This window comes from Brevibacterium aurantiacum (genome assembly GCF_900169065.1).
GTDB classification, from domain to species: domain Bacteria; phylum Actinomycetota; class Actinomycetes; order Actinomycetales; family Brevibacteriaceae; genus Brevibacterium; species Brevibacterium aurantiacum.
Window position 1 is genome coordinate 151,449 of the sequence record NZ_FXZB01000005.1, and the last position, 19,889, is coordinate 171,337.

At 60.4% G+C, this 19,889-nt stretch carries 19 protein-coding genes and 1 pseudogene; 11 read left to right on the plus strand and 9 right to left on the minus strand.

Features of this window, described 5'->3' with window-relative positions; all coding sequences use genetic code 11:
- Positions 1 to 24: 24 nt before the first annotated feature.
- Together BAUR9175_RS05040 and phoH2 are read left to right on the plus strand one after the other, a co-directional pair.
- Entirely contained in the window at positions 25 to 786 is a 762-nt protein-coding gene (locus BAUR9175_RS05040; RefSeq protein ID WP_009884666.1) for an isoprenyl transferase, read from the plus strand.
- Positions 787 to 963: 177 nt separating this feature from the next.
- Positions 964 to 2,271 (plus strand): RNA 5'-3' helicase PhoH2, encoded by a 1,308-nt coding sequence (phoH2, locus tag BAUR9175_RS05045; protein WP_096160924.1) that lies wholly within the window; start codon positions 964 to 966, stop codon positions 2,269 to 2,271.
- 297 nt (positions 2,272 to 2,568) lie between these two features.
- On the opposite strand, the gene BAUR9175_RS05050 is transcribed toward phoH2, so the two are convergent.
- The 3 genes from BAUR9175_RS05050 to glpX all read right to left on the minus strand — a co-directional run bounded on the left by BAUR9175_RS05050 (position 2,569) and on the right by glpX (position 5,883).
- Positions 2,569 to 3,972: a class II fumarate hydratase gene (locus BAUR9175_RS05050; RefSeq protein WP_101583127.1), complete on the minus strand. Its 1,404-nt coding sequence runs from the start codon at positions 3,970 to 3,972 to the stop codon at positions 2,569 to 2,571.
- 67 nt (positions 3,973 to 4,039) lie between these two features.
- On the minus strand, positions 4,040 to 4,666 hold the full coding sequence (locus BAUR9175_RS05055) for a carbonic anhydrase (protein WP_101583128.1): 627 nt from the start codon (positions 4,664 to 4,666) through the stop codon (positions 4,040 to 4,042).
- Positions 4,667 to 4,758: 92 nt separating this feature from the next.
- Entirely contained in the window at positions 4,759 to 5,883 is a 1,125-nt protein-coding gene (gene glpX, locus BAUR9175_RS05060) for a class II fructose-bisphosphatase (RefSeq protein WP_009883708.1), read from the minus strand.
- A 209-nt stretch (positions 5,884 to 6,092) separates the two neighbouring features.
- Between glpX and BAUR9175_RS05065 the strand changes: the two genes are divergently transcribed.
- Positions 6,093 to 6,662, plus strand: a complete 570-nt coding sequence (locus tag BAUR9175_RS05065; RefSeq protein WP_101556703.1) for a DUF4245 domain-containing protein — start codon at positions 6,093 to 6,095, stop codon at positions 6,660 to 6,662.
- A gap of 3 nt (positions 6,663 to 6,665) precedes the next feature.
- Here BAUR9175_RS05065 and BAUR9175_RS05070 read toward each other — a convergent pair whose 3' ends face one another.
- Together BAUR9175_RS05070 and xseA are read right to left on the minus strand one after the other, a co-directional pair.
- Positions 6,666 to 6,905, minus strand: a complete 240-nt coding sequence (locus BAUR9175_RS05070) for an exodeoxyribonuclease VII small subunit (protein ID WP_009883710.1) — start codon at positions 6,903 to 6,905, stop codon at positions 6,666 to 6,668.
- Positions 6,906 to 6,974: 69 nt separating this feature from the next.
- On the minus strand, positions 6,975 to 8,282 hold the full coding sequence (gene xseA / locus BAUR9175_RS05075) for an exodeoxyribonuclease VII large subunit (protein ID WP_009883711.1): 1,308 nt from the start codon (positions 8,280 to 8,282) through the stop codon (positions 6,975 to 6,977).
- 167 nt (positions 8,283 to 8,449) lie between these two features.
- On the opposite strand from xseA, the gene BAUR9175_RS05080 reads away from it, so the two are divergent.
- Complete coding sequence (locus BAUR9175_RS05080; RefSeq protein WP_009883712.1) at positions 8,450 to 9,508, plus strand: 4-hydroxy-3-methylbut-2-enyl diphosphate reductase; 1,059 nt, start codon at positions 8,450 to 8,452, stop codon at positions 9,506 to 9,508.
- Between the two features lie 12 nt (positions 9,509 to 9,520).
- Here BAUR9175_RS05080 and BAUR9175_RS05085 read toward each other — a convergent pair whose 3' ends face one another.
- Positions 9,521 to 10,705, minus strand: coding sequence for a DNA recombination protein RmuC (locus BAUR9175_RS05085; RefSeq protein WP_101583130.1), 1,185 nt, complete (start codon positions 10,703 to 10,705; stop codon positions 9,521 to 9,523).
- Positions 10,706 to 10,778: 73 nt separating this feature from the next.
- Between BAUR9175_RS05085 and ychF the strand changes: the two genes are divergently transcribed.
- On the plus strand, positions 10,779 to 11,864 hold the full coding sequence (gene ychF, locus BAUR9175_RS05090; protein WP_009883714.1) for a redox-regulated ATPase YchF: 1,086 nt from the start codon (positions 10,779 to 10,781) through the stop codon (positions 11,862 to 11,864).
- A 180-nt stretch (positions 11,865 to 12,044) separates the two neighbouring features.
- Here ychF and BAUR9175_RS05095 read toward each other — a convergent pair whose 3' ends face one another.
- Positions 12,045 to 13,802, minus strand: a complete 1,758-nt coding sequence (locus tag BAUR9175_RS05095; protein WP_164513954.1) for a DUF262 domain-containing protein — start codon at positions 13,800 to 13,802, stop codon at positions 12,045 to 12,047.
- Between the two features lie 837 nt (positions 13,803 to 14,639).
- Positions 14,640 to 14,999: a 4-fold beta flower protein gene (locus BAUR9175_RS19915; protein WP_371860655.1), complete on the minus strand. Its 360-nt coding sequence runs from the start codon at positions 14,997 to 14,999 to the stop codon at positions 14,640 to 14,642.
- 640 nt (positions 15,000 to 15,639) lie between these two features.
- Here BAUR9175_RS19915 and BAUR9175_RS05105 point away from each other — a divergent pair.
- The 4 genes from BAUR9175_RS05105 (at position 15,640) to BAUR9175_RS05120 (ending at position 18,005) form a co-directional block, all read left to right on the plus strand.
- The gene (locus BAUR9175_RS05105) at positions 15,640 to 15,921 is read left to right on the plus strand and encodes a type II toxin-antitoxin system RelE/ParE family toxin (RefSeq protein ID WP_101583135.1); all 282 of its coding nucleotides are present in this window, start codon (positions 15,640 to 15,642) and stop codon (positions 15,919 to 15,921) included.
- Positions 15,896 to 16,216: a HigA family addiction module antitoxin gene (locus tag BAUR9175_RS05110; RefSeq protein ID WP_101583136.1), complete on the plus strand. Its 321-nt coding sequence runs from the start codon at positions 15,896 to 15,898 to the stop codon at positions 16,214 to 16,216. Before BAUR9175_RS05105 ends, BAUR9175_RS05110 begins: the two co-directional genes overlap by 26 nt.
- Positions 16,213 to 16,698: an NUDIX hydrolase gene (locus BAUR9175_RS05115; protein ID WP_101583138.1), complete on the plus strand. Its 486-nt coding sequence runs from the start codon at positions 16,213 to 16,215 to the stop codon at positions 16,696 to 16,698. Before BAUR9175_RS05110 ends, BAUR9175_RS05115 begins: the two co-directional genes overlap by 4 nt.
- Before the next feature lie 200 nt (positions 16,699 to 16,898).
- Entirely contained in the window at positions 16,899 to 18,005 is a 1,107-nt protein-coding gene (locus tag BAUR9175_RS05120; RefSeq protein WP_101583139.1) for a DNA alkylation repair protein, read from the plus strand.
- On the opposite strand, the gene BAUR9175_RS05125 is transcribed toward BAUR9175_RS05120, so the two are convergent.
- Complete coding sequence (locus BAUR9175_RS05125) at positions 17,993 to 18,400, minus strand: VOC family protein (protein ID WP_125240482.1); 408 nt, start codon at positions 18,398 to 18,400, stop codon at positions 17,993 to 17,995. The two genes, BAUR9175_RS05120 and BAUR9175_RS05125, sit on opposite strands and share 13 nt — an antisense overlap.
- A 533-nt stretch (positions 18,401 to 18,933) precedes the next feature.
- Between BAUR9175_RS05125 and BAUR9175_RS05130 the strand changes: the two genes are divergently transcribed.
- Positions 18,934 to 19,392, plus strand: a complete 459-nt coding sequence (locus tag BAUR9175_RS05130; RefSeq protein ID WP_257944272.1) for an MFS transporter — start codon at positions 18,934 to 18,936, stop codon at positions 19,390 to 19,392.
- A 25-nt stretch (positions 19,393 to 19,417) separates the two neighbouring features.
- A pseudogene (locus BAUR9175_RS05135) lies at positions 19,418 to 19,889 on the plus strand (IS21 family transposase); the annotation flags it as partial.

Genomic DNA, 19,889 nt, shown 5'->3' on the forward strand with positions numbered 1-19,889 from the left:
AAATCGAGTGTGAAAGAGGTCAGCGTGGCGCGACCGGTGAGCCTGCTCTACCGACTCTACGAGCGGCGGCTCCTGCGCGAGCTGGACAAGTCCGTGCCGGTGCCGAGGCACGTGGGTGTGATCACCGACGGCAACCGACGCTGGGCGAAGGAGTTCGGTGCCACCACCGCCGACGGACACCGGGCCGGAGCCGAGAAGATCGTCGAGTTCCTCGGCTGGTGTGATGAGATCGATGTCGACATCGTCACGCTCTACGTTCTGTCCAAGGAGAATCTCGCCAGATCCGCCGAGGAGGTCGAAGTCCTCATCGAGATCATCTCCGACCTGGTAGAGAAGATCGCAGCGCTCAACGGGGTGCGGGTGCAGCTGGTCGGTGACCTCGAGATCCTGCCACCTGGCCTGCGTGCACGTTTGGAGGCGGCCACCTCGGAGGGGGACTGCCAGATGCGCGTCAACGTCGCCGTCGGATACGGCGGACGGCAGGAGATCGTCAACGCGGTGAAGTCCCTGCTGCGCCTGCGCACAGACGAAGGCACCGACCTGGAGACGATCATCTCCGAGCTCTCCCCGCAGCAGATCAGCGAACATCTCTATACCAAGGGCCAACCGGACCCCGATCTCATCATCCGCTCCTCCGGTGAGCAGCGACTGTCCGGGTTCCTCATGTGGCAGAGCGCGTACTCGGAGTTCTATTTCTGCGAGGCCTATTGGCCCGACTTCCGGCGCACTGATTTCCTGCGTGCCGTGCGCGACTACGGCCTGCGCCAGCGTCGTTTCGGCAAATAGGCCTCGGGCCGCCCCTGGTTCATCCGAAGTTCACGACAGCGACTCTCCCGAACACGCGTGCCGTTGCCCACACGGCCCCGATTCGGGGTTAGGTTGGCAGTAGTTGGTCGACACCAACCCGAGATCGGGGGATGTCAGGACTCGGATCTCGGCGGTACTCACGCCACAGGGGTCCTCATGACCGCACATGTCCACACATACGTTCTCGACACCTCGGTGCTGCTCTCCGATCCGGGTGCACTGCTGAGATTCGCAGAACATCATCTCGTCATTCCGTTGGTCGTCGTCTCCGAGCTTGAGGCCAAACGCAATCATCCGGAACTCGGCTTCACCGCTCGAAAAGCACTGCACATCCTCGATGACTTCCGCTCCGAGTTCGATCGCCTCGATGAACCCATTCCCGTCGGTGACGCCGGTGGGACCCTGCGGGTCGAACTCAACCACGTCGATGCGACGACGATGCCGGTCGGCTTCGACCGCTCGGAGAACGACACCCGTATCCTCGCGGTCGCCCGGAACCTGGCTGCCGAAGGTCAGGACGTGGTGGTTGTGACCAAGGACGTGCCGATGCGTGTGAAGGCATCGGCCCTCGGCCTGCAGGCCGAGGAATACCTTGCCGAGCTTGCCACCGACTCGGGGTTCACCGGAATGAGCGAATTGTCGTTGGACGAGAACGAGATGTCTCAGTTCTACGAGAACGGATGGGCCACCACCGAGGCGGTCGCCGATGAGGTCGTCAACACCGGAGTCGTCATCACCTCACCCCGCGGCTCCGCTCTCGGCCGCGTCAGGTCGGGCAAACGGGTCTCGCTGGTGCGTGGTGATCGCGACATCTTCGGTGTCCATGGCCGGTCCGCTGAGCAGCGAGTGGCCATCGACATGCTTCTCGATGATGCCCTGGGCATCGTGTCCTTGGGAGGTCGAGCCGGAACGGGGAAGTCCGCACTCGCTCTCATGGCCGGGCTGCAGAAGGTGCTGGAGGAGAATAAGCACTCGAAGATCATGGTCTTTCGCCCGATCTACGCCGTCGGCGGGCAGAGCCTCGGCTTCCTGCCCGGCAGCGAAGGCGAGAAGATGAACCCCTGGGCGGAAGCAGTCTTCGACACGCTTGGCGCTCTGGTCAGCAAGAACGTCATCGAAGAGGTGATGAACCGCGATCTGCTCGAGGTGCTGCCGCTGACACATATCCGCGGACGTTCACTCCATGATGCGTTCGTCATCGTCGATGAGGCACAGTCGTTGGAGCGCAATGTGCTCCTGACTGTCCTGTCTCGCATCGGCATGAATTCGAAGGTGGTGCTGACCCACGATGTGGCTCAGCGTGACAATCTTCGGGTGGGTCGACACGACGGCGTAGCGGCGGTGATCGAGAAGCTCAAGGGCCATGATCTCTTCGCTCACGTGACGCTGACCAGGTCGGAGCGCTCCGAGATCGCAGCCTTGGTCACCGATGTGCTCGAGGAGTTCGATCCCTTCCGCAGCTAGGCTCGGGACGAGTACCGCGAACCGCGCATCGGGGACTCGCACGGGGGACTCGCGAGGAGACGTCGTCGTCGACAGGCAGCCTACGCGTCGAGGGGTGGCCTCAGCGTCGACGGGCGGCCTCAGCGCCGATAGGCGACCGTGGCCTTGAGGGGCGACTCCCTGGAGTCTGTTCTCGACGCTGCGGTCTGCGCTCGATGAGGTGAATGCGAGGGGCCGGTTGCCAGGATGTGATGTCCTGGCAACCGGCCCCTCGCTGTGCGATGTATCTGCTGTAAAACCTACGTGCAGCTGTGTGGCTTACTTGTAGTCGCCGATCATCGTTGTGACGTCAAGGGCCTTGTCGAGGTCAGCCTCGGTGATGGAACCGTCGGAGACGAAGCCGAGGTCGATCGTGGCTTCCTTCACGGTCATCTTGTTGGCCACGGCGTGCTTGGCGATCTTCGCTGCCGATTCGTAGCCGATGACCTTGTTCAACGGAGTCACGATGGAGGGGCTCGCCTCGGCGAGGAAGCGGGCGCGCTCCTCGTTGGCCTTGAGCCCGTCGATCATCTTCTCGGCCATGACGGTCGAGGAGTTCGCGAGCAGACGGATGGATTCGAGCAGGTTCGACGCCATCACCGGGATGCCGACGTTGAGCTCGAAGGCACCGTTGGTCGAGGACAGAGCAACGGTGGTGTCGTTGCCGATGACCTGGGCGGCGACCTGGATCGTGGCTTCGCAGATGACCGGGTTGACCTTGCCGGGCATGATCGAGGAACCGGGCTGCAGGTCGGGGATGGCGATTTCGCCGAGGCCGGTGTTCGGTCCCGATCCCATCCACCGAAGATCGTTGCAGATCTTCATGTAGCCGTAGGCGATCGTGCGCAGCTGGCCTGATGCTTCGATGAGTCCGTCGCGGTTGGCCTGCGCCTCGAAGTGGTTGCGTGCTTCCGTGATGGGAAGGCCGGTCTCCTCGGCGAGGATCTCGACGACGCGAGCGGAGAATCCGGCCGGGGTGTTGATGCCGGTGCCGACAGCGGTTCCGCCCTGGGGCACTTCAGCCACGCGAGGCAGTGAGGCCTCGATGCGTTCGATGCCGTAGCGGACCTGCGCCGCGTAGCCGCCGAACTCCTGTCCCAGGGTCACCGGGGTGGCATCCATGAGGTGGGTGCGGCCCGATTTGACGACTGAGGCGAATTCCTTCGCCTTCTTCTCGAGCGAGGAGGCCAGTGTCTCCATCGCCGGGATCAGTGTGTTGACCAGAGCCTTGGTCACGGCGACGTGGACTGAGGTCGGGAACACGTCGTTTGAGGACTGCGAAGCGTTGACGTGGTCATTGGGGTGCACGTCGATGCCCTGGGATTCGAGGGCCTTGGTCGCCAGGGAGGCAAGAACCTCGTTGGTGTTCATGTTCGACGATGTTCCCGAACCGGTCTGGAACACATCGATGGGGAAGTGGGGGTCGTATTCGCCGGAGATGACAGCGTCGGCGGCGTTCTTGATGGCTTCGGCCCGGTCAGCGTCGAGGACTCCGAGCTCGAGGTTGGCCTTCGCCGCTGCCTTCTTCACCTGGGCCAAAGCTGCAATGTGCGCCGATTCCAGGGTCTTGCCGGAGATCGGGAAGTTCTGCACGGCGCGCTGTGTCTGTGCGCTGTACAGGGCATCTTTGGGAACTTTCACTTCTCCCATGGTGTCGTGTTCGATGCGAAATTCTTCGCTCATAGTTGTCCTTTCCGACAAGGTGTCTGGGCTGTTCGTCATTGTTGGTCGGCCGCGAATGCGGCCGTGGTCAAGCGAAGTGGGTCGAGACTGCGTCTTCGTCACCGCCGTGCTGCGCGACGACCGTCGTACGGCCGTCATGCAGCTGGTAAGTCAGGCCGACGATGATGAGGCGACCTTCTTCGACTGCGCGGGAGATGATGGCAGAGAGCTGCATGATCTTCTCGACGGTGTCCATGGTGTTCTGAGCGACCGTCTCATTGACGGTTGTGCGATTGTGTTTGCGGGCCCTGGCCACTGTGGGCAGGATCCGGGCTACGACGTCGGAGATGAAGCCGGGGGGAGTCTCTCCGGAGTCGTAGGAGTTGTACGCCGCCGTCACCGCGCCGCAGTTGTCGTGACCGAGCACGACAAGTAGGGGAGTGCCGAGAATCTCGACCCCATACTCGAGGGAACCGAGGGTCACGGGATCGACGACCTGTCCGGCATTGCGCACGACGAACATATCGCCGAGGCCGACGTCGAAGATCATCTCCGCTGCGACTCGAGAATCCGAACAGCCGAAGAGGGTGACGAACGGCATCTGGTTATTCGACAGTGCCTCACGCCGAGCGGTGTCCTGATTGGGGTGCTGCGGGACGTCATCGACGAAGCGATGGTTGCCTTCGAGCAGTCGGTTCCATGCCTCGTTCGGCATCAGTGAGATCCTCACTTCCGGTTGTCGGGCCAGGGATCGAATCGGTGGTGTCCGAATTCGACGATGACCGGGGTGGATATCAGAGGGTGGGCTCAGATGAGCCCGCGGCGGGCTGCCTCCTCGGCGGCCTCCACGTACGAGTGGGTCTTCGCTGCTTGATGCTCGGCGAAGACCGAACGCACGGTTCCCGACTTCGAGCGCATGACCAGCGAGTGAGTGGTGACGTGTCCGCCGTCGAATTTCACACCGTCGAGCAGGTCGCCGTTGGTGATGCCGGTGGCCACGAAGTAGCTGTTATCACCGGTGACGAGGTCATCGGTGTTGAGTACCTTGTCGACGTCGAGCCCGGCTGCGGCTGCAGCCTCACGCTCGGAATCGTCCTGTGGCCACAGACGGCCCTGGATGACTCCGCCCAGCGCCTTGATCGCGCAGGCGGTGATGATGCCCTCGGGGGTGCCGCCGATTCCCATCAACATGTCAACGCCGGTACCGGGACGGCAGGCGGCGATGGCACCGGCGACATCACCATCGGTGATGAGCTGGATGCGTGCTCCTGCGGCTCGGATCTCGTCGATCATCGTCTGGTGGCGTGGGCGATCGAGAATCATCACGGTCACAGAGGCTGGATCATTCGTGCCTTTGCCCTTGGCGACGCGGCGGATGTTCTCTGCCACTGGCAGGCGCAGGTCGACGGCATCGGCGGCAGCAGGGCCGGTGACGAGCTTCTCCATGTAGAAGACAGCCGACGGGTCGTACATGGCACCGTCTTCGGTGACTGCCATGACCGAAATCGCGTTGGGCATCCCCAGCGCGGTCAGGCGGGTGCCGTCGATCGGATCGACGGCCACATCGCAGTGGGGGCCTCCGCCGTCGCCGACCTGCTCACCGTTGAAGAGCATCGGAGCTTCGTCCTTCTCACCTTCGCCGATGACGACTCGTCCGGCCATGCGGACGGTCGAGATCACGTTGCGCATTGCGGCGACAGCGGCACCGTCGGCAGCGATCTTGTCGCCGCGGCCCACCCAAGGAGCGGCTGCAATAGCGGCGGCCTCGGTGACTCTGACGAGCTCGAGGGCGAGGTTGCGGTCGGGGGCGTCGGCTCCGACCTGTGCTTTCTGGGACCAGGCATCCGTCACAGCGACGGGAGGAGCCTCGGCATCCACTCGGCCTCGGTCATGATGAGATTTCACGTCAGCAGATTCATTGGAGTCACTCATAGGTCCAATTGTGCCACCCCGCACGTTCGGCGCCGACATCGGGACGATTTCGCGCCGTGACTGTGGCCCCCATCATGAAACCTCGCCCAGGATTGGCCCTGGGAGCAATCCCCGAGGACAATGGCGATGTGAATGCCCAATCCGATACCAACACTGTGGGAACGCAGGCGCCCGTGACGCGCACGGATGCCAGTCCCGAGGGAGTGCCAATGGCTGACGAGTCCGGAGTGATGCTCCCGGGGTCCAGGGAAGAGATGCGCTTCCTGCGGAAGAACTCGAACTGGGTCAATATGATCATTGCGATCTTGGCCTGCCTGGCCGTCGTCGCAGTGGTTCTGCTGATCGCACCTCAGCCGGAGGTCGACTCGCAGCGTGTGGTCGACTACCAGTCGATTGCGGAGCAGTCCCAGGACAGCGCCGACTTCGACCTCATCGTGCCTGAAATCCCGAGCGGGTGGACATCGAATGAGGCGAACTTGGACCGTGTGGGCGAATCCGACCGCACCTCCTGGTACATGTCCTTCGTCGGCACTGAACAGCAATGGGTGAGCATCGAGCAGGCCAAGGCCACCGAGAATTGGGCCGAGAACCAAGTCGACGATGCGATTGCTGCTGAGACGGTGACCGTCGGCGGCTCTGACTTCCAGATCTATCGGACTGAGGATGCCAAGGAATACTGGGTCACAGGCAAGGGCGACACGTTCGTCGTCATCACCGCCATCGCGTCCCCCGACACCATCAACGCCTTCGCACAGCAGGTCGCCGAACAGCTGAAGTGAGCCTCAGCCCTCGTCGTCTGAGGATTCTTCGCGCGCTTTGTCGAGGCGTTCGCGTGCCCCATCGAGCCATCCTTGGCAGCGGTCGGCCAGGGCTTCGCCGCGCTCCCACAGACTCAGCGAATCTTCCAGTGGAAGATTTCCGGCTTCGAGTCGTTTGACGATTCCGACGAGTTCCTCACGTGCCTGTTCATAGCTGAGCGAGGCGATGTCGGACTGGTTCTGCTGGGCTGCTGGCTCTGTCATGATTGCGTCCTTAGTGCGATTGTTTGTGTTGGTGCGTGTGATCGACGGTGATGGGCCCAGGCACCTTCACTATTCGGTTGCCTGACTGCTGTCGGTGCTTTCCTGTACGGCGGTGACCGCGGCATCGAAGCGGCCGTGAGCGACACGGACATGGACGCCGTCGCCGGCTTTGACCTCGTTCGAGTCTCTGATGGCTTGGCCGTCATCGCTTTGAACGACGGCGTAGCCGCGTTCGAGCGTCCGCAGCGGGGAGAGCGAGCGTGCCTGTGAACGCAGGTGGTTGATTTCGGTCTGCCCCTGCATGACGCGCGTCGTCGTCGCCTGCAGGCTGCGTCGACGGACCAGTCGCAGCTGCTCTTCGTGCGCGGTCACCATAGTCTGCGGCTCGGCCAGCACCGGACGCGATCGGACGGCGGTGAGCATTTCCTGCTCCCGGTCGATGATGCGGTTGACGGCGGCATCGAGTTCCGCGCGAGCACGCAGCAGGTTCATCGCTTCCTCGGCCACATCGGGCACGATGCGTTTGGCGGCATCGGTGGGAGTCGATGCGCGCAGGTCGGCGACTTCATCGAGGATCGGACGATCGGCTTCGTGGCCGATGGCCGAGACGACGGGAGTCTTAGCCTCAGACACGGCTCGGACCAGGGCCTCGTTGGAGAACGGCAACAGATCTTCCATGCTTCCACCGCCGCGTGCGATGACGATGATGTCGATCTGCGGATCAGCGTCGAGCTCGGCCAGATTCTTCATCACGCCGGGTACGGCATCGGGACCTTGGACGGCGCAGTTGCGAATTTCGAACTCGGCGGCAGGCCAACGCAGATGGACGTTTTGAACGACGTCTTTCTGAGCATCTGAGTCCCTGCCGGTGATCAGACCGATCCGGTTGGGCAGGAATGGCAGGCGTTTCTTCCGGTTGGGGTCGAACAGACCTTCTGCTCCAAGCTGCTTCTTCAGCCGCTCAAGCCGGGCCAGGAGCTCACCGAGGCCAACGGCTCGGATGTCATTTGCCCGCATCGTCAAACGACCGGTCTTCGTCCAGAAATCGGCCTTGAGGTTGGCGACGACGTGGCTGCCTTCGGACAGTGGCGCGCCAGTGCGTTCGAGGACGTTCTTCCAGATCTGAACCGGCAGCGACGTCTCGACGTCGGTGTCACGCAGTGTCAGATAGCTGGCCTTGCCGCGGTGGTTGAGCTCGACGACCTGGCCCTCGATCCACACGCTGGACATGCGGTCGATATAGGACTTCATCTTGCTTGAGAGCAGACTCAAGGGCCACGGGTTCTCCGCCGTCGTCTCTCCCGCAGTCGCAGGCAGCTCCTGAGCGTCGACCGTTTCGCCGAGAGTCCCGGGAGTGCCGGAAATTCGTTGCGCCATGTTGTCTCCCCTTCCAATCCACCACCCTAACGAACGGTGGTGACATGACGAATCAGCGCCGCGCAGGAACACCCCGGGTTGCAGGCTTGTTGTGGGTTGCTTCACCTTTGTAGCCGTTGTTCAGGTCCCCGGCCTAAACTGTGCTTGTGACTGCCGTATCTGTACCCATGCCCACCATTCCGCGCAAACGCCTCGCTCCGGAAGACATTCGGACGCCTGAAGGCGCCGACCAGAAGGTGCTTCTGGCCGCCCCGCGCGGATACTGTGCCGGTGTTGACCGCGCAGTGATCGCCGTCGAGCGCGCACTCGAGCACTATGGTGCTCCGGTCTATGTGCGCAAGGAGATTGTGCATAACCGCCATGTGGTCGACACCCTCTCCGAACGCGGCGCCGTATTCGTCAACGAAACCGACGAAGTTCCCGAAGGCGCCCGCCTCGTATTCTCTGCACACGGTGTCTCTCCTGCCGTCCACGCCGAGGCGGCCGCTCGCGAACTGTCGACGATCGATGCCACCTGCCCCTTGGTGACGAAGGTCCACCGCGAGGCAGTCCGTTTCGCCCGTGACGGTTACCGCATTCTGCTAGTCGGCCACGCAGGTCACGAAGAGGTCGAAGGCACGATGGGAGAGGCTCCCGACGACATCACGTTGATCCAGAACCCTGAGGAAGCCAAGACCGTCCAGATCGACGATGCAGAGAGCCTGGTCTGGCTGTCACAGACGACGTTGAGTGTCGACGAGACGATGGAAACGGTCAACATCCTGCGGGAACGGTTCCCGCACCTGCAGGACCCTCCAAGCGACGACATCTGCTATGCCACGTCGAACCGACAGGTGGCCGTGAAGAAGATCGCCCCACAGTCCGATCTGGTTCTTGTAGTCGGCTCAGCCAACTCGTCGAATTCCGTGCGTCTGGTCGAAGTTGCGCTGGAGCACGGGGCCAAGGACGCGCATCGCATCGATTTCGCTCGTGAGGTCGACGAAACCTGGTTCCATGATGTCGCAACTGTCGGCGTGACCTCAGGAGCGAGCGTCCCGGAGGGACTGGTCCAGGATCTCCTCAAACTGCTGGCAGAGTACGGCTTCGGCTCGGTCGAAGAAATCGTCACGGCGGAGGAGGACATCATGTTCTCCCTGCCGCGCGAACTGCGCAAGGACCTCAAGGCCGCCGGTAAGAAGACATCGAACAAACGCGATGGCGCCGACCGGGATCACGACCTGATCTGATCGCTGCCTGATCTAGTCCGTGCCAGTATGGCGGCGTCTCAGATCAGTGGGATCCTGTGTCGCGAATGGATCCTGTCCCGAGATGCGTGGCCGTGTGAGTTCTTCAGCGCTGACTCCACGGCTGCGTGAGTCGAGTTCAGCAACTGCATCGAGTTCGGTGGCGACGATTCCCGTGCTCGGAAACTTTCGGGCGGTGACGAGGAACCGCGATTCCAGCGATGAGACGAATCGGTTGTAGTCCTCAACCGACCGGTCGAGACTTGAGCCCATCCGTGTCACGTGGGTGACCAGAGTGCCTATGCGTTCGTAGAGTTCGGTGCCGAGCTTGAGTACCTCGGCTGCGGAGGTGCTCATGTCAGCCTGCCGCCAATTGAGTGCCACGGTCTTGAGCAGAACCAGCAGCGTGGCGGGGGAGGCGAGCACGACGTTCTTCCCGAGAGCATGATCGATCATCTTCGGATATGTGGACGCCGCCGAGGAGAGCAGCCCGTCCGTGGGGACGAAGCAGACGACGAAGTCCGGAGCAGTGTCGAAAGACTTCCAATACTCCTTGGATGCCAGCGAATCGATGTGTCGCAGCAGTGCGCGAGAATGATCCTCGGCATTGGAATCAGCACTGTCCATCCGGGCAGACAGGGGGGTCTTGGCGTCGATGATGATCGTTCCGCCGCCGGGCAGATTCACAGTCATGTCGGGGCGATGGCGTTTGCCGTCGCGCACGCTGCTGACTTGGGTCTCGAAATCCACATGGGGGAGGAGGCCGGCATATTCGACGATGCGTTTGAGCTGGACCTCGCCCCAGTCTCCACGCTGAGTCGTCGAATTCAGCGCGCTGGCCAGTGAACCGGTGGACTCCTGCAGTCTGAGGTTCTGTTGGCTCAGGTGCCCGATCTGCGTGTTGAGTCGCGTAATCTGTTCCAACTGCGTCCGGTCCTGGGACTGAAGGTTCTCCTGCAGGTGATTGACGCTTGCAGCCAGGGGGCCGATGGCCGCAGTGATCTCGCCGGCCATCTGTGCATCAGCCTCCAAATCCTCCGTCCTGTTCGTGAGAATCCGAGACGTGGTCTCCGCTCTCGTAAGTCGCTCAATATAGCGGGAACGCGTGTGTGCGCGTCCGAGGAGGAAGCCGAGGGCGACGCTGATGATGATCGCCAGGATGAGGATGACGATCCCTCCGGTGGCGGGGAAAGAATTCATGACTCAAGCGTGACAGACGGCATTGACACGAGATTTAGACCCGCACCTCGGCGGCGGGATAGACTTAGCTACCGTGGCTCTAACTATCGGAATCGTGGGACTGCCCAATGTCGGCAAGTCGACCATGTTTAATGCATTGACCAAGAACCAAGTTCTCGCGGCGAACTACCCGTTCGCGACGATCGAACCGAACGTCGGCGTGGTGCCGTTGCCCGACGCGCGACTGACTCGACTGGCGGAGATCTTCGGATCCGAACGCATTCTCAACGCAACTGTCGACTTCGTCGATATCGCCGGAATCGTCCGTGGCGCTTCCGAGGGCGAAGGGCTGGGCAACCAGTTCCTGGCCAACATTCGCGAGGCTGAGGCAATCTGCCAGGTCATCCGCGGGTTCGTCGATGACGATGTGATCCACGTCGAGGGCAAGATCAGCCCGGCCGACGACATTGACACCATCAACACCGAACTCATCCTCGCCGACCTGCAGACCTTGGAGAAGGCACGGCCGAGGATTGAGAAGGAAGTCAAAGGCAAACGGGCACCGGCAGAACAGCTGACCGCCATCGATGCCGCTGTCGAGATCCTCGAAAGCGGAAAGACCCTCTATCAGGCGATGCAGTCCGACAAGTTCGACGTCACCGAGCTGCGCGAACTTCAGCTGATGACCGTCAAGCCGTTCCTCTACGTCTTCAACGTCGATGACGATGTGCTCGCCGATGAAGAGAAGAAGGCAGAGATGCGTGCACTGGTGGCACCTGTCGAAGCGATCTTCCTCGACGCCAAATTCGAGTCCGAACTCGCTGAACTCGACGAAGCGGAAGCCCTCGAGATGCTGGAATCCACCGGCCAGGAGGAAGCAGGACTGGACAAGCTGGCACGCGTCGGCTTCGATACATTGGGCCTGCAGACCTACCTGACAGCCGGCCCCAAGGAATCCCGCGCCTGGACCATTCCGAAGGGTGCAACGGCACCCGAGGCGGCTGGTGTCATCCACACCGACTTCCAGAAGGGCTTCATCAAGGCTGAAGTCGTCTCCTTCGACGATCTCGACGCCAACGGCTCGATGTCCGCAGCCAAGTCCGCTGGTAAGGTGCGGATGGAGGGCAAGGAATACATTATGGTTGATGGGGACGTCGTTGAATTTAGATTTAATGTGTGAAAAGCCATCGAAGACTATGCCCCGGCCTAAGGCCGGGGCATAGTCTTCGATGGCTTGGTTCTCCCTATATCGCGTTGTCTGCTAGCCGTAATGGCCAACAGGTCGGGAGCACGAAGTGCGAAACTCTGTCAGGCGGCATACGTTCGGTTATAACCATCCATGGATGCCCTTCAACGAGAATCAAACTTGGATTCTGGGCCATAGCTGTAGCGCGCGTTGGACAATATCGGAGAGCCGCTCGTTCGATTGCTCACTGTTCCAGACCTTACTGGAGATCGCGTCAATTAACGTCTCATCCTCGGCATTGACCCAGTTGCTAAGCTCGGCGCATTTGTCCGCGAATTCCTTTGGAAGGTCCGCATTGACTTCAGGGGGAAGGAGGGCAAGATTTCCTATTTTGAAGATCCAGGAGTTCCGCGCTGTAGCCTCTGATCGTCCCTCCAAACCCTGAAGATGTTCCAAGGACAATTGGCGACTCAGATTCAGCGTCGTAGATTGATAAGACTCTTCGATTCGGGTGAGGATGTACCTGATCTTGAACGTATCTTTTGCCCGAGTTTTTGAGTAGGCCAGGCGACTGATCCCGTCCCTGAACTGCGCATTAGAGGCATCGATTCTGTCCGCGGCGGCCACGAATGAACTCAAAGCGGCTTCGAAGTCCGGCTTCGAAGAACCCGCTGACACGGATGCTGCAGCCTGGCGGTACAGGCGGCGAATTGTAGACGTTGAAGGTTTCTGAGCGATACTCCACCGGAATTGGAAACTCTCTGTAACTGTCAGGAACTTTAGAAGGGTCTTTCGAGAAATTCCAGCACGTTCCCGGAGGTATGCCCTCATCAGAGATAAAAGCAGCGGAAGTGGCTGGAGTGATCCTGCTACTAGGATTCCGTACAAGCGACTAGAGATATCTTCGTAATCATCCCGACGCCAAGCGGTCGCAAGTTCTCGCCATGTGTCGGCTGAGCCGTTGCTAGTTAGCGTCCGATTCAAGCCGGCCAGTATTTTCGCATCGATACTGAGTCCACCGATTAAATCTTGAGCTGAAACGTCTCGGTCCGTCGATGTTGCTATCTGATCGGCTATCGATCGTCGCAGTCGCGCCTGTTCGATTAGGTCTGTGCTTGCATGCCCGGGATGATGCCGCGAGTTCCATGCATAGTACAAGAAGAAGTCGGGAGTCATCCCCTCGAACGTGAGATCGTCGAGCTTTTCGAGGATGTCCGACCATGCACGCTCGGAGCTGTCCTCATCGCTGGAGGCGATCTCCGCGAACAACAAGTTCTTGACGAGATCCATCACCGTTAGACTTTTCCCTCGATCGTTGAGGGTTTCAAAAATGGTGAATGCATTCTTGCGATCTTCGACATTGATATAGACGACCTCGGTTTCGAGAATCGCATCACGAATATTGTCTAGCTGCGCGGTCGCGTCGTTTGTACCACTCAGCTCGTCACGTACCAGTGTCTCGAATGTTTTGTAGGCTTGCGACTCCAGCGCTTCGGAGTCGTAGCCTGGCGAAGTAGCTCGTTGTTTTTTCTCCAGAAGGACGTTGTCATTCAGGCGGCTCGCGGCGCTGACGTCCTTATTTCGTAGACGATGATTGCGATGGCCGTCGCGATCGTTGTATTCGAGATATTCATTGATGCCGGTGACGCGTGGCGCACTCCCGATCTCTGCGTATAGATCACGTAATACGCTCAACGCGATGATCGCGGTGGTCAATCGCTGTTGGCCATCGATCACCTCTCGAGGGGCCGCGGCTGCGCCGCTCGTCACCATGCTTCCGAAGAAGTGAGGGTCGGAAGTATTGGTGATATCGTTCCAAAAATCCTTGATATTCTGCGACTCCCATGCATATCGACGTTGATATCTGGGCACAACATGCTGCCCCTGCTGGAGTACCTCACCAAGACTTCGTTTCTGTGCATCAATCTGCAAAATACTGCCCCTCATCTGTGATCTTGCTAGTCCCCTGAGCATACCCATAATGGCCGAAGGTGGCTCTGGGACCACCGGATCAGTCTCAGCCGTCCATACCAGTCGACATATGATGAAATCCTCATGCTGCGGGCGCAGAGTCGCCTCAACGAAATGTTCGGGTGGATCCTGTGAAATACGGGGCTCAACGAACCACCTTGGTCTTAGTTAGCGGTGGCAAGGTCCAGTCGGGAGCCTAGACCAATTCTGTGACTGCACGTGCTGGAATTGGGTTCGCGCTTTAAGCTCTGACGGAAGCTATGTCATCACGAACGTGGCTAGCGGAGTACACATCGGGTACCTTTGTTCCGTCATCGGCTACACAGACTGGGTGGCCCATGAATCCGGCTGGTGCTGTGCGGGCCCGCGGTAGCGATGATGGCACCGCTCAGTCCTGCCGATCCTTGATGTACCGGCCGCCCCTGAACTCCTGCGACGCCCAAGTTCGGGATGCGAGATTGGCAGGAGCCTGTGCAACTGCTCGTGCGTGCTGTCGTAGTGGTCGTGGCCTCGAGCTTCATTCGGCAGTGTTCTCTGATCAGTAGCATCTTTCCGACCTGCGCCGCGGTCTGCGAGTCGTCGGTAATCGTCCTCGCCAAGAATTCGGCGGGGGAGAGTACGGCCTCGCCCGAGGAATCCAAGTGGACGTAGAAGCCAGCCAGCTTCTCCTCGTTTACCTACTTTCTGGTCTTCTCCGAGTCGTTCCGCTTCTTCGCGAAATAGGCGTACCGGTCGTCCTATGTATCCCGGTTCCTTGAAAACGGAACAATGCTATCTAGGGTCAACTCGACGCGACTGCTACTTGCTTGGCATCCAGTCGTTCCACTCTTGAGGGGACCAGCCACCGGATCGCCCGGGCTTAGCCGGGGTCCCTGGGATGCCAGGCCGTCCGGGACGTCCGCCGATCCCCGGCCTGCCTGGTACACCGCTGAATCCCGGGCGAGGGATGGAGGCGGAAACTTCACGCGTCATCCCGATGGCACGGTTTTGGGAGTCCCAGAAGGCTCCCTGTTCGAACCAGCCAAGGTGGCAGCCCGTCTGGTAGCTGATCACACTAGTTCCGTTGATAAAGCCTCGGTGCGCTCCGCCCAGGTCCAAGACTTCGTTACCGCAAAGCCAAGCGACGACAGTGCCGTTCTTGCTGAATATGGGGTCCATGATGTTTTTCTCCTCAAGTTGTTTGGGGCTACGGCGTTGTACTCGGCACGTATAGCGTATATGCGGGGCCTCTCCAGCTATCCAAGATGTTCTCCACCGTATCGAGGAACATCTCGCGAACACACCCAACTCCACGCAGCTGCGATACCGTTTTAGCTGGTCCACAGCTTCGGCTGCTTCCAACAAGTGCCAGCCGCTCAACAGATCATGGAAGTGGTAACCCCCAATGGTCCAGCCAATGAAGAGAGTCGACCCGATGCCGGTGGGGCCCTTCTAGGGATCTAGTGGGTTTTGGGATCTGGGTGTTCTTCCTGGGAGTCATCGATGCATTGGCACTTGCCCCGTTGCACCACTTGACGCTCTATGTTGCCGGAGCAGCCCTGGTTGTCTGTGCGATCCACGTGACGCTACTCATGCGAAAACGCAGGACTAGATAGCAAGCAATCTGTAAGGCCCTCCCGATTCGAAAGGATCTTGCAGCCCTGGGGCAGAGCGGTTCGACGTCGTAAGCGTCAAGACCAAGGTCGACACGACTTCCGAATCCACGGAGATTTTTCCAGAGTTTATTCGGGTACGGAATGCGGTTGAATTTAGGTTTAACGTATAGCGTTAATGACGGTGTCCGTTATACACTGGACTCGTGATCAGATCGTTCAGCAGCAAGGACACCGAGCGCATCTGGCATGAGCAGTACGTCAAACGCGTTGACCGGATGGTGCAGCGGGCGACCTTGCGGAAGCTGGAACTGATCCATGCGGCGAAGGATGTCGAGGATCTCAGGGTCCCGCCAGTCAACCGGCTGGAGCGTCTGGTCGGCGACCGACGCGGGCGGCACAGCACCCGCGTGAACGCGCAATCGCGTCTCTGCTTCGTCTGGAGAGAAGGAGGTGCGGACAATGTCGAACTCGTCGACTACCACTGAGGGCGACCTGATCGAGCCGATCCACCCGGGAGAGATCCTGCTGGAAGATTTCATCGAGGGCTTCGGGATCACACAGAATAAGCTGGCCGTGTCCATCGGGGTGCCGCCGCGCCGGATCAACGAGATCGTGCACGGCAAGCGGGGAATCACAGCAGATACCGCGATCCGTCTGGCGCGATATTTCGGGACGTCCGAGGAATTGTGGATGAACCTGCAGTCAAACTACGAGCTGCGGCTCCAGCGCCGGGCTCTGCGGGACAAGCTTGCGGGGATCACGCCGTTGGAGGTTGCATGACTGTCCTCTTGGAAGAGCTCCGCGATTCTGCACAACGTGACGGCGTGGAGAAGTTCGTGGTCGGTGCGGTAATACATCAAGATGGGGCTGCGCTGGTCGTCACTCGTAGCGAACTGGACGACTTCCTGCCGGGGATCGACGAGGTGCCCTCTGGTGGGGTTGAGCTTGGCGAGACCTTGGTTACGGCCCTTAACCGAGAGTTGTCCGAAGAGGTCGGGTTCGCTGCCGGCTCGATTGATGGCGACTTTCTTGAGACGTTCGATTATCGCTCCTCGTCGGGCAAGGCGACGAGACAGTTCACAGTCTCGGTGCCCTTGGCAGGTCGAGCAATTCGACTCTCTGACGAGCATGTCGCCTGCAGGTGGGTCACGGCAGAGAACGTCAGTGGGACGTCGTGCACGCTTGAGACGAGGCGCGTACTTGATGCGTGGTTCGCTCGCGGATCTTCTTGGGCCTACGGACTTCTACCGGAATGTTGGTGAGTTCAAGCCTGACGACTGCGATGCCCATTGATGTCTCTACGTGTGGGGACGTGGTTGAATTTAGGTTCAATGTATAGGCGAGCTCCCGGTCAGCCACCGCTGGCATGAGAGCGTGGGGGAATCGCCGTTTCCTTCCGCGTGGGACGCCCCCGCACGGAGGCCTGGGTGGAATGACGATCTATCGGAGGGCACACGCATAGGTGGCTGATTTCAAGGACGAGCTCTCGCCGGAGCTGATTCGGGCCCTGGGTCAGGATCTCTCCGTAGCCTGGGCCGCATTCGATCGGGCAGGGTTTGAGCGGACGGCCGGCGAGAACCTCGTCGGCCTGGAGATGAAAGCACGCATTCAGCAGATCGCTCATGCTCTCTGCGCGAGCATGCCGGCGGACCTGGACGTGGCAGACGAGGTGATTCGCCGCGTCCTCGCCGGAGGAGGCATGCAGGGTTGGGCTTCGCTTCCGGTCAACGAGTACGTGGCCGTCGCGATGCTGGGACGACCCGACATCGGGCTTCCGCTCCTGGCCGCGCTGACGCCGCGGTACACCGCGGAGTTCGCGATCCGTCATTTCATCGAGGCTCAGTACGAGCCGACGATGGAGCGCCTCCGCGCCTGGGTGGCAGATCCTGACGAGCACGTTCGTCGCCTCGTCTCGGAGGGCACACGCCCACGACTGCCTTGGGGTCAACGCCTCACGCGGTTCATCGCCGATCCTCGGCCGGCACTCGAGCTCCTCGAGGAGCTCGTGAACGATGAATCCTTGTATGTCCGTCGCTCCGTGGCGAATCACCTCAACGACATCGCCAAGGATCATCCGGACGTCGTGCTCGAGGCTGCCAGAAGGTGGGCAGCGAAAAGCACTCGAGGCGACTACGTCGTCCGGCACGGTCTTCGAACTCTGATCAAGCGAGGTGATCCCGAAGCGCTGAGCATCCTCGGATTCGATCCCGAAGCTCCGATCGAGATCACCGGATTGGAATGCTCACACCCCTCGATTCCCATCGGCGGCGAGACGACGATCGCGTTCACCCTGCGGGCAGCTGCCGAGACGAAGGCAACTATCGATTACGTGGTCCACTATCAAGGTGCGCACGGTCCCAAGGCCGGCAAGGTCTTCAAGCTCAGCGTTCGTGACCTGCCTGCTGGAGAGGCCGTCAGCTTTGTTCGACGTCATCGATTCGCGCCCGTCGCCACCCGTCGAATCCATCCCGGACCGCATCTGATCGAGGTTCAGGTCAATGGGCGAGTGCTCGGCAAAGCTGTCGTGGACGTCTACGCCCCGGCTGCCACTGATCCTCAAGAGCACTGAGGTCGCTGCATCTGTTCGCAGACTGGCAGCGCCACGATCTCAGATGGGTCCTCGACCCATGCGATGAGAAGCCGATCGAGCCACGTCTCCGGTGTCTTGATTGGCTTCGCGCCGAGATCGATCAGTCGGGCATAGCCTGCAGGTACGTCGTCGGTCCAGAGGATCACCGCCGCGTGCTGGCCGTCGGCGGTCGGGTCAAGTCCGTGGTCTTCGCGGGTGCTGGTCTCTGTTGCGAGACCGATTCGGTATCCGTCGAGTGCCAGGTCGACGTGAATCGGTGTTCCGTTACTTGGCGTGTGGAACACTTCCTTGAAGCCGAGCGCGTTGTAGAACGCGACAGCGCCGTTGATGTCACGCGTGAACAGAACGATCTGTGGCGTCCGGAAGAGGTCCAGCCGTCAATTCTGCGGTCGCCCGGCTCGTGACGCAACGAGTCGCCTGCCGGGCACAGACTCAGTGGTGTCGCCAAGTGTCCGCAGAGGTTGTTCTGTGCCGGAATGCGGTCGAATTTAGATTTAATGTCCAATAAGGGCCTCTGACCAGGGATTTTATCTTCTCGGCCTCCGGTTGGGTTCGATGGACAGGTTCCGCTTTACCATCAGGTGCTAAGCGTTTGTCCCGCTGACCTGGGACTTTGATCGGTCTCTGCGGAGCTCTCGCAGAGGCCGATTCTCGTTGTCGCGTTGCGGTAGCGTCTCTGGCGAGTGGCTTCGGCTGGGCAGTTCTGCGGCGGGTTCAAGTTGTTCGACCCGCGATCTCGCGGAAGGTGCGCTGACTCAAAAATCTGTCTGACTCATAAGTCGGTTATCCAACAACGCTTTGGTTCACTGGGGCAGGTCTCGTTCCGCCAGAGTGCGAGTGATTTCGTCCCGCTAGCAGCTCGCTCCCATGAGCCGCTGGTGGCGGTGCGATAGGTATTCTGGGGTGTGTGTCCCTTGGTCGTTCTTTTCGTGTCCTGTGGGGAGCGAACGCTGCGTCGAACCTGGCTGACGGTTTAGCGTTCGTCTCGATCCCGCTGCTGGCAACCTCACTTACGGACGATCCGCGCTGGATCGCCGGGCTTTCGACGCTCTACGCGCTCGTCCGGTTGCTCGTGGCTCTGCCGATCGGCGTATGGGTCGATCGTGTGGACCGCCGTTTAATCCTGATCGTCGCAAATATTCTGCGGGGAGTTGCCGTTCTCGCCCTTGCGATCTGCGTGCACCTGGGCATCGGAGGTCTTGTCCTCCTCTACGCCGCTTACGCGGTCATTGAATATCCGTCTTGTTGGGGGCCGTCAATCGTGAGCTCGGGGGCCAGTTGCATGATCCCGCGATCGTGGACTTCGGGTCCAGCTATGGCGTTCGTGGGGGCCACGACTTATAAGCTCCTTTCACCGCGTGTATAGGGCACGCGGCGAAAGGAGAATATTAATGGTACGCAAGATCAGGGCCAAACTGGTGTTACAGCTTCGAGCCGAGGGACTTCTGGCAGAGCGATCGCTGGCTCCCAGGCAATGTCACGCAAATCGGTCACGCAGGTCCTCGAGGCCGCCGACGCTGCGGGACTTGGGTGGGATGATGTCAAGGACCGTGCTGACAGTGAAGTGTATGGCCTCCTGTTCCCGGGCCGCGGGGACCATGACAGCGTGTTCGCCCAACCTGACTGGAAGGCAGTCCATAAGGAAATGGCCCGGGTCGGGGTGACGCTGAAGCTCCTCCATGGCGAGTACGCCGATGAGTGCGCTGCGGCTGGTGATCCGGCGATGAGTTATGACCGGTTCTGCCGCACCTATCAGCGTCACGTTCTCGTCACCGGTGCAGCTTCTCGTGTGGGACACAAAGCCGCCCAGACCATCGAGGTCGACTGGTCCGGTCCGACAATGCAACTGCACACGGGGGCAGA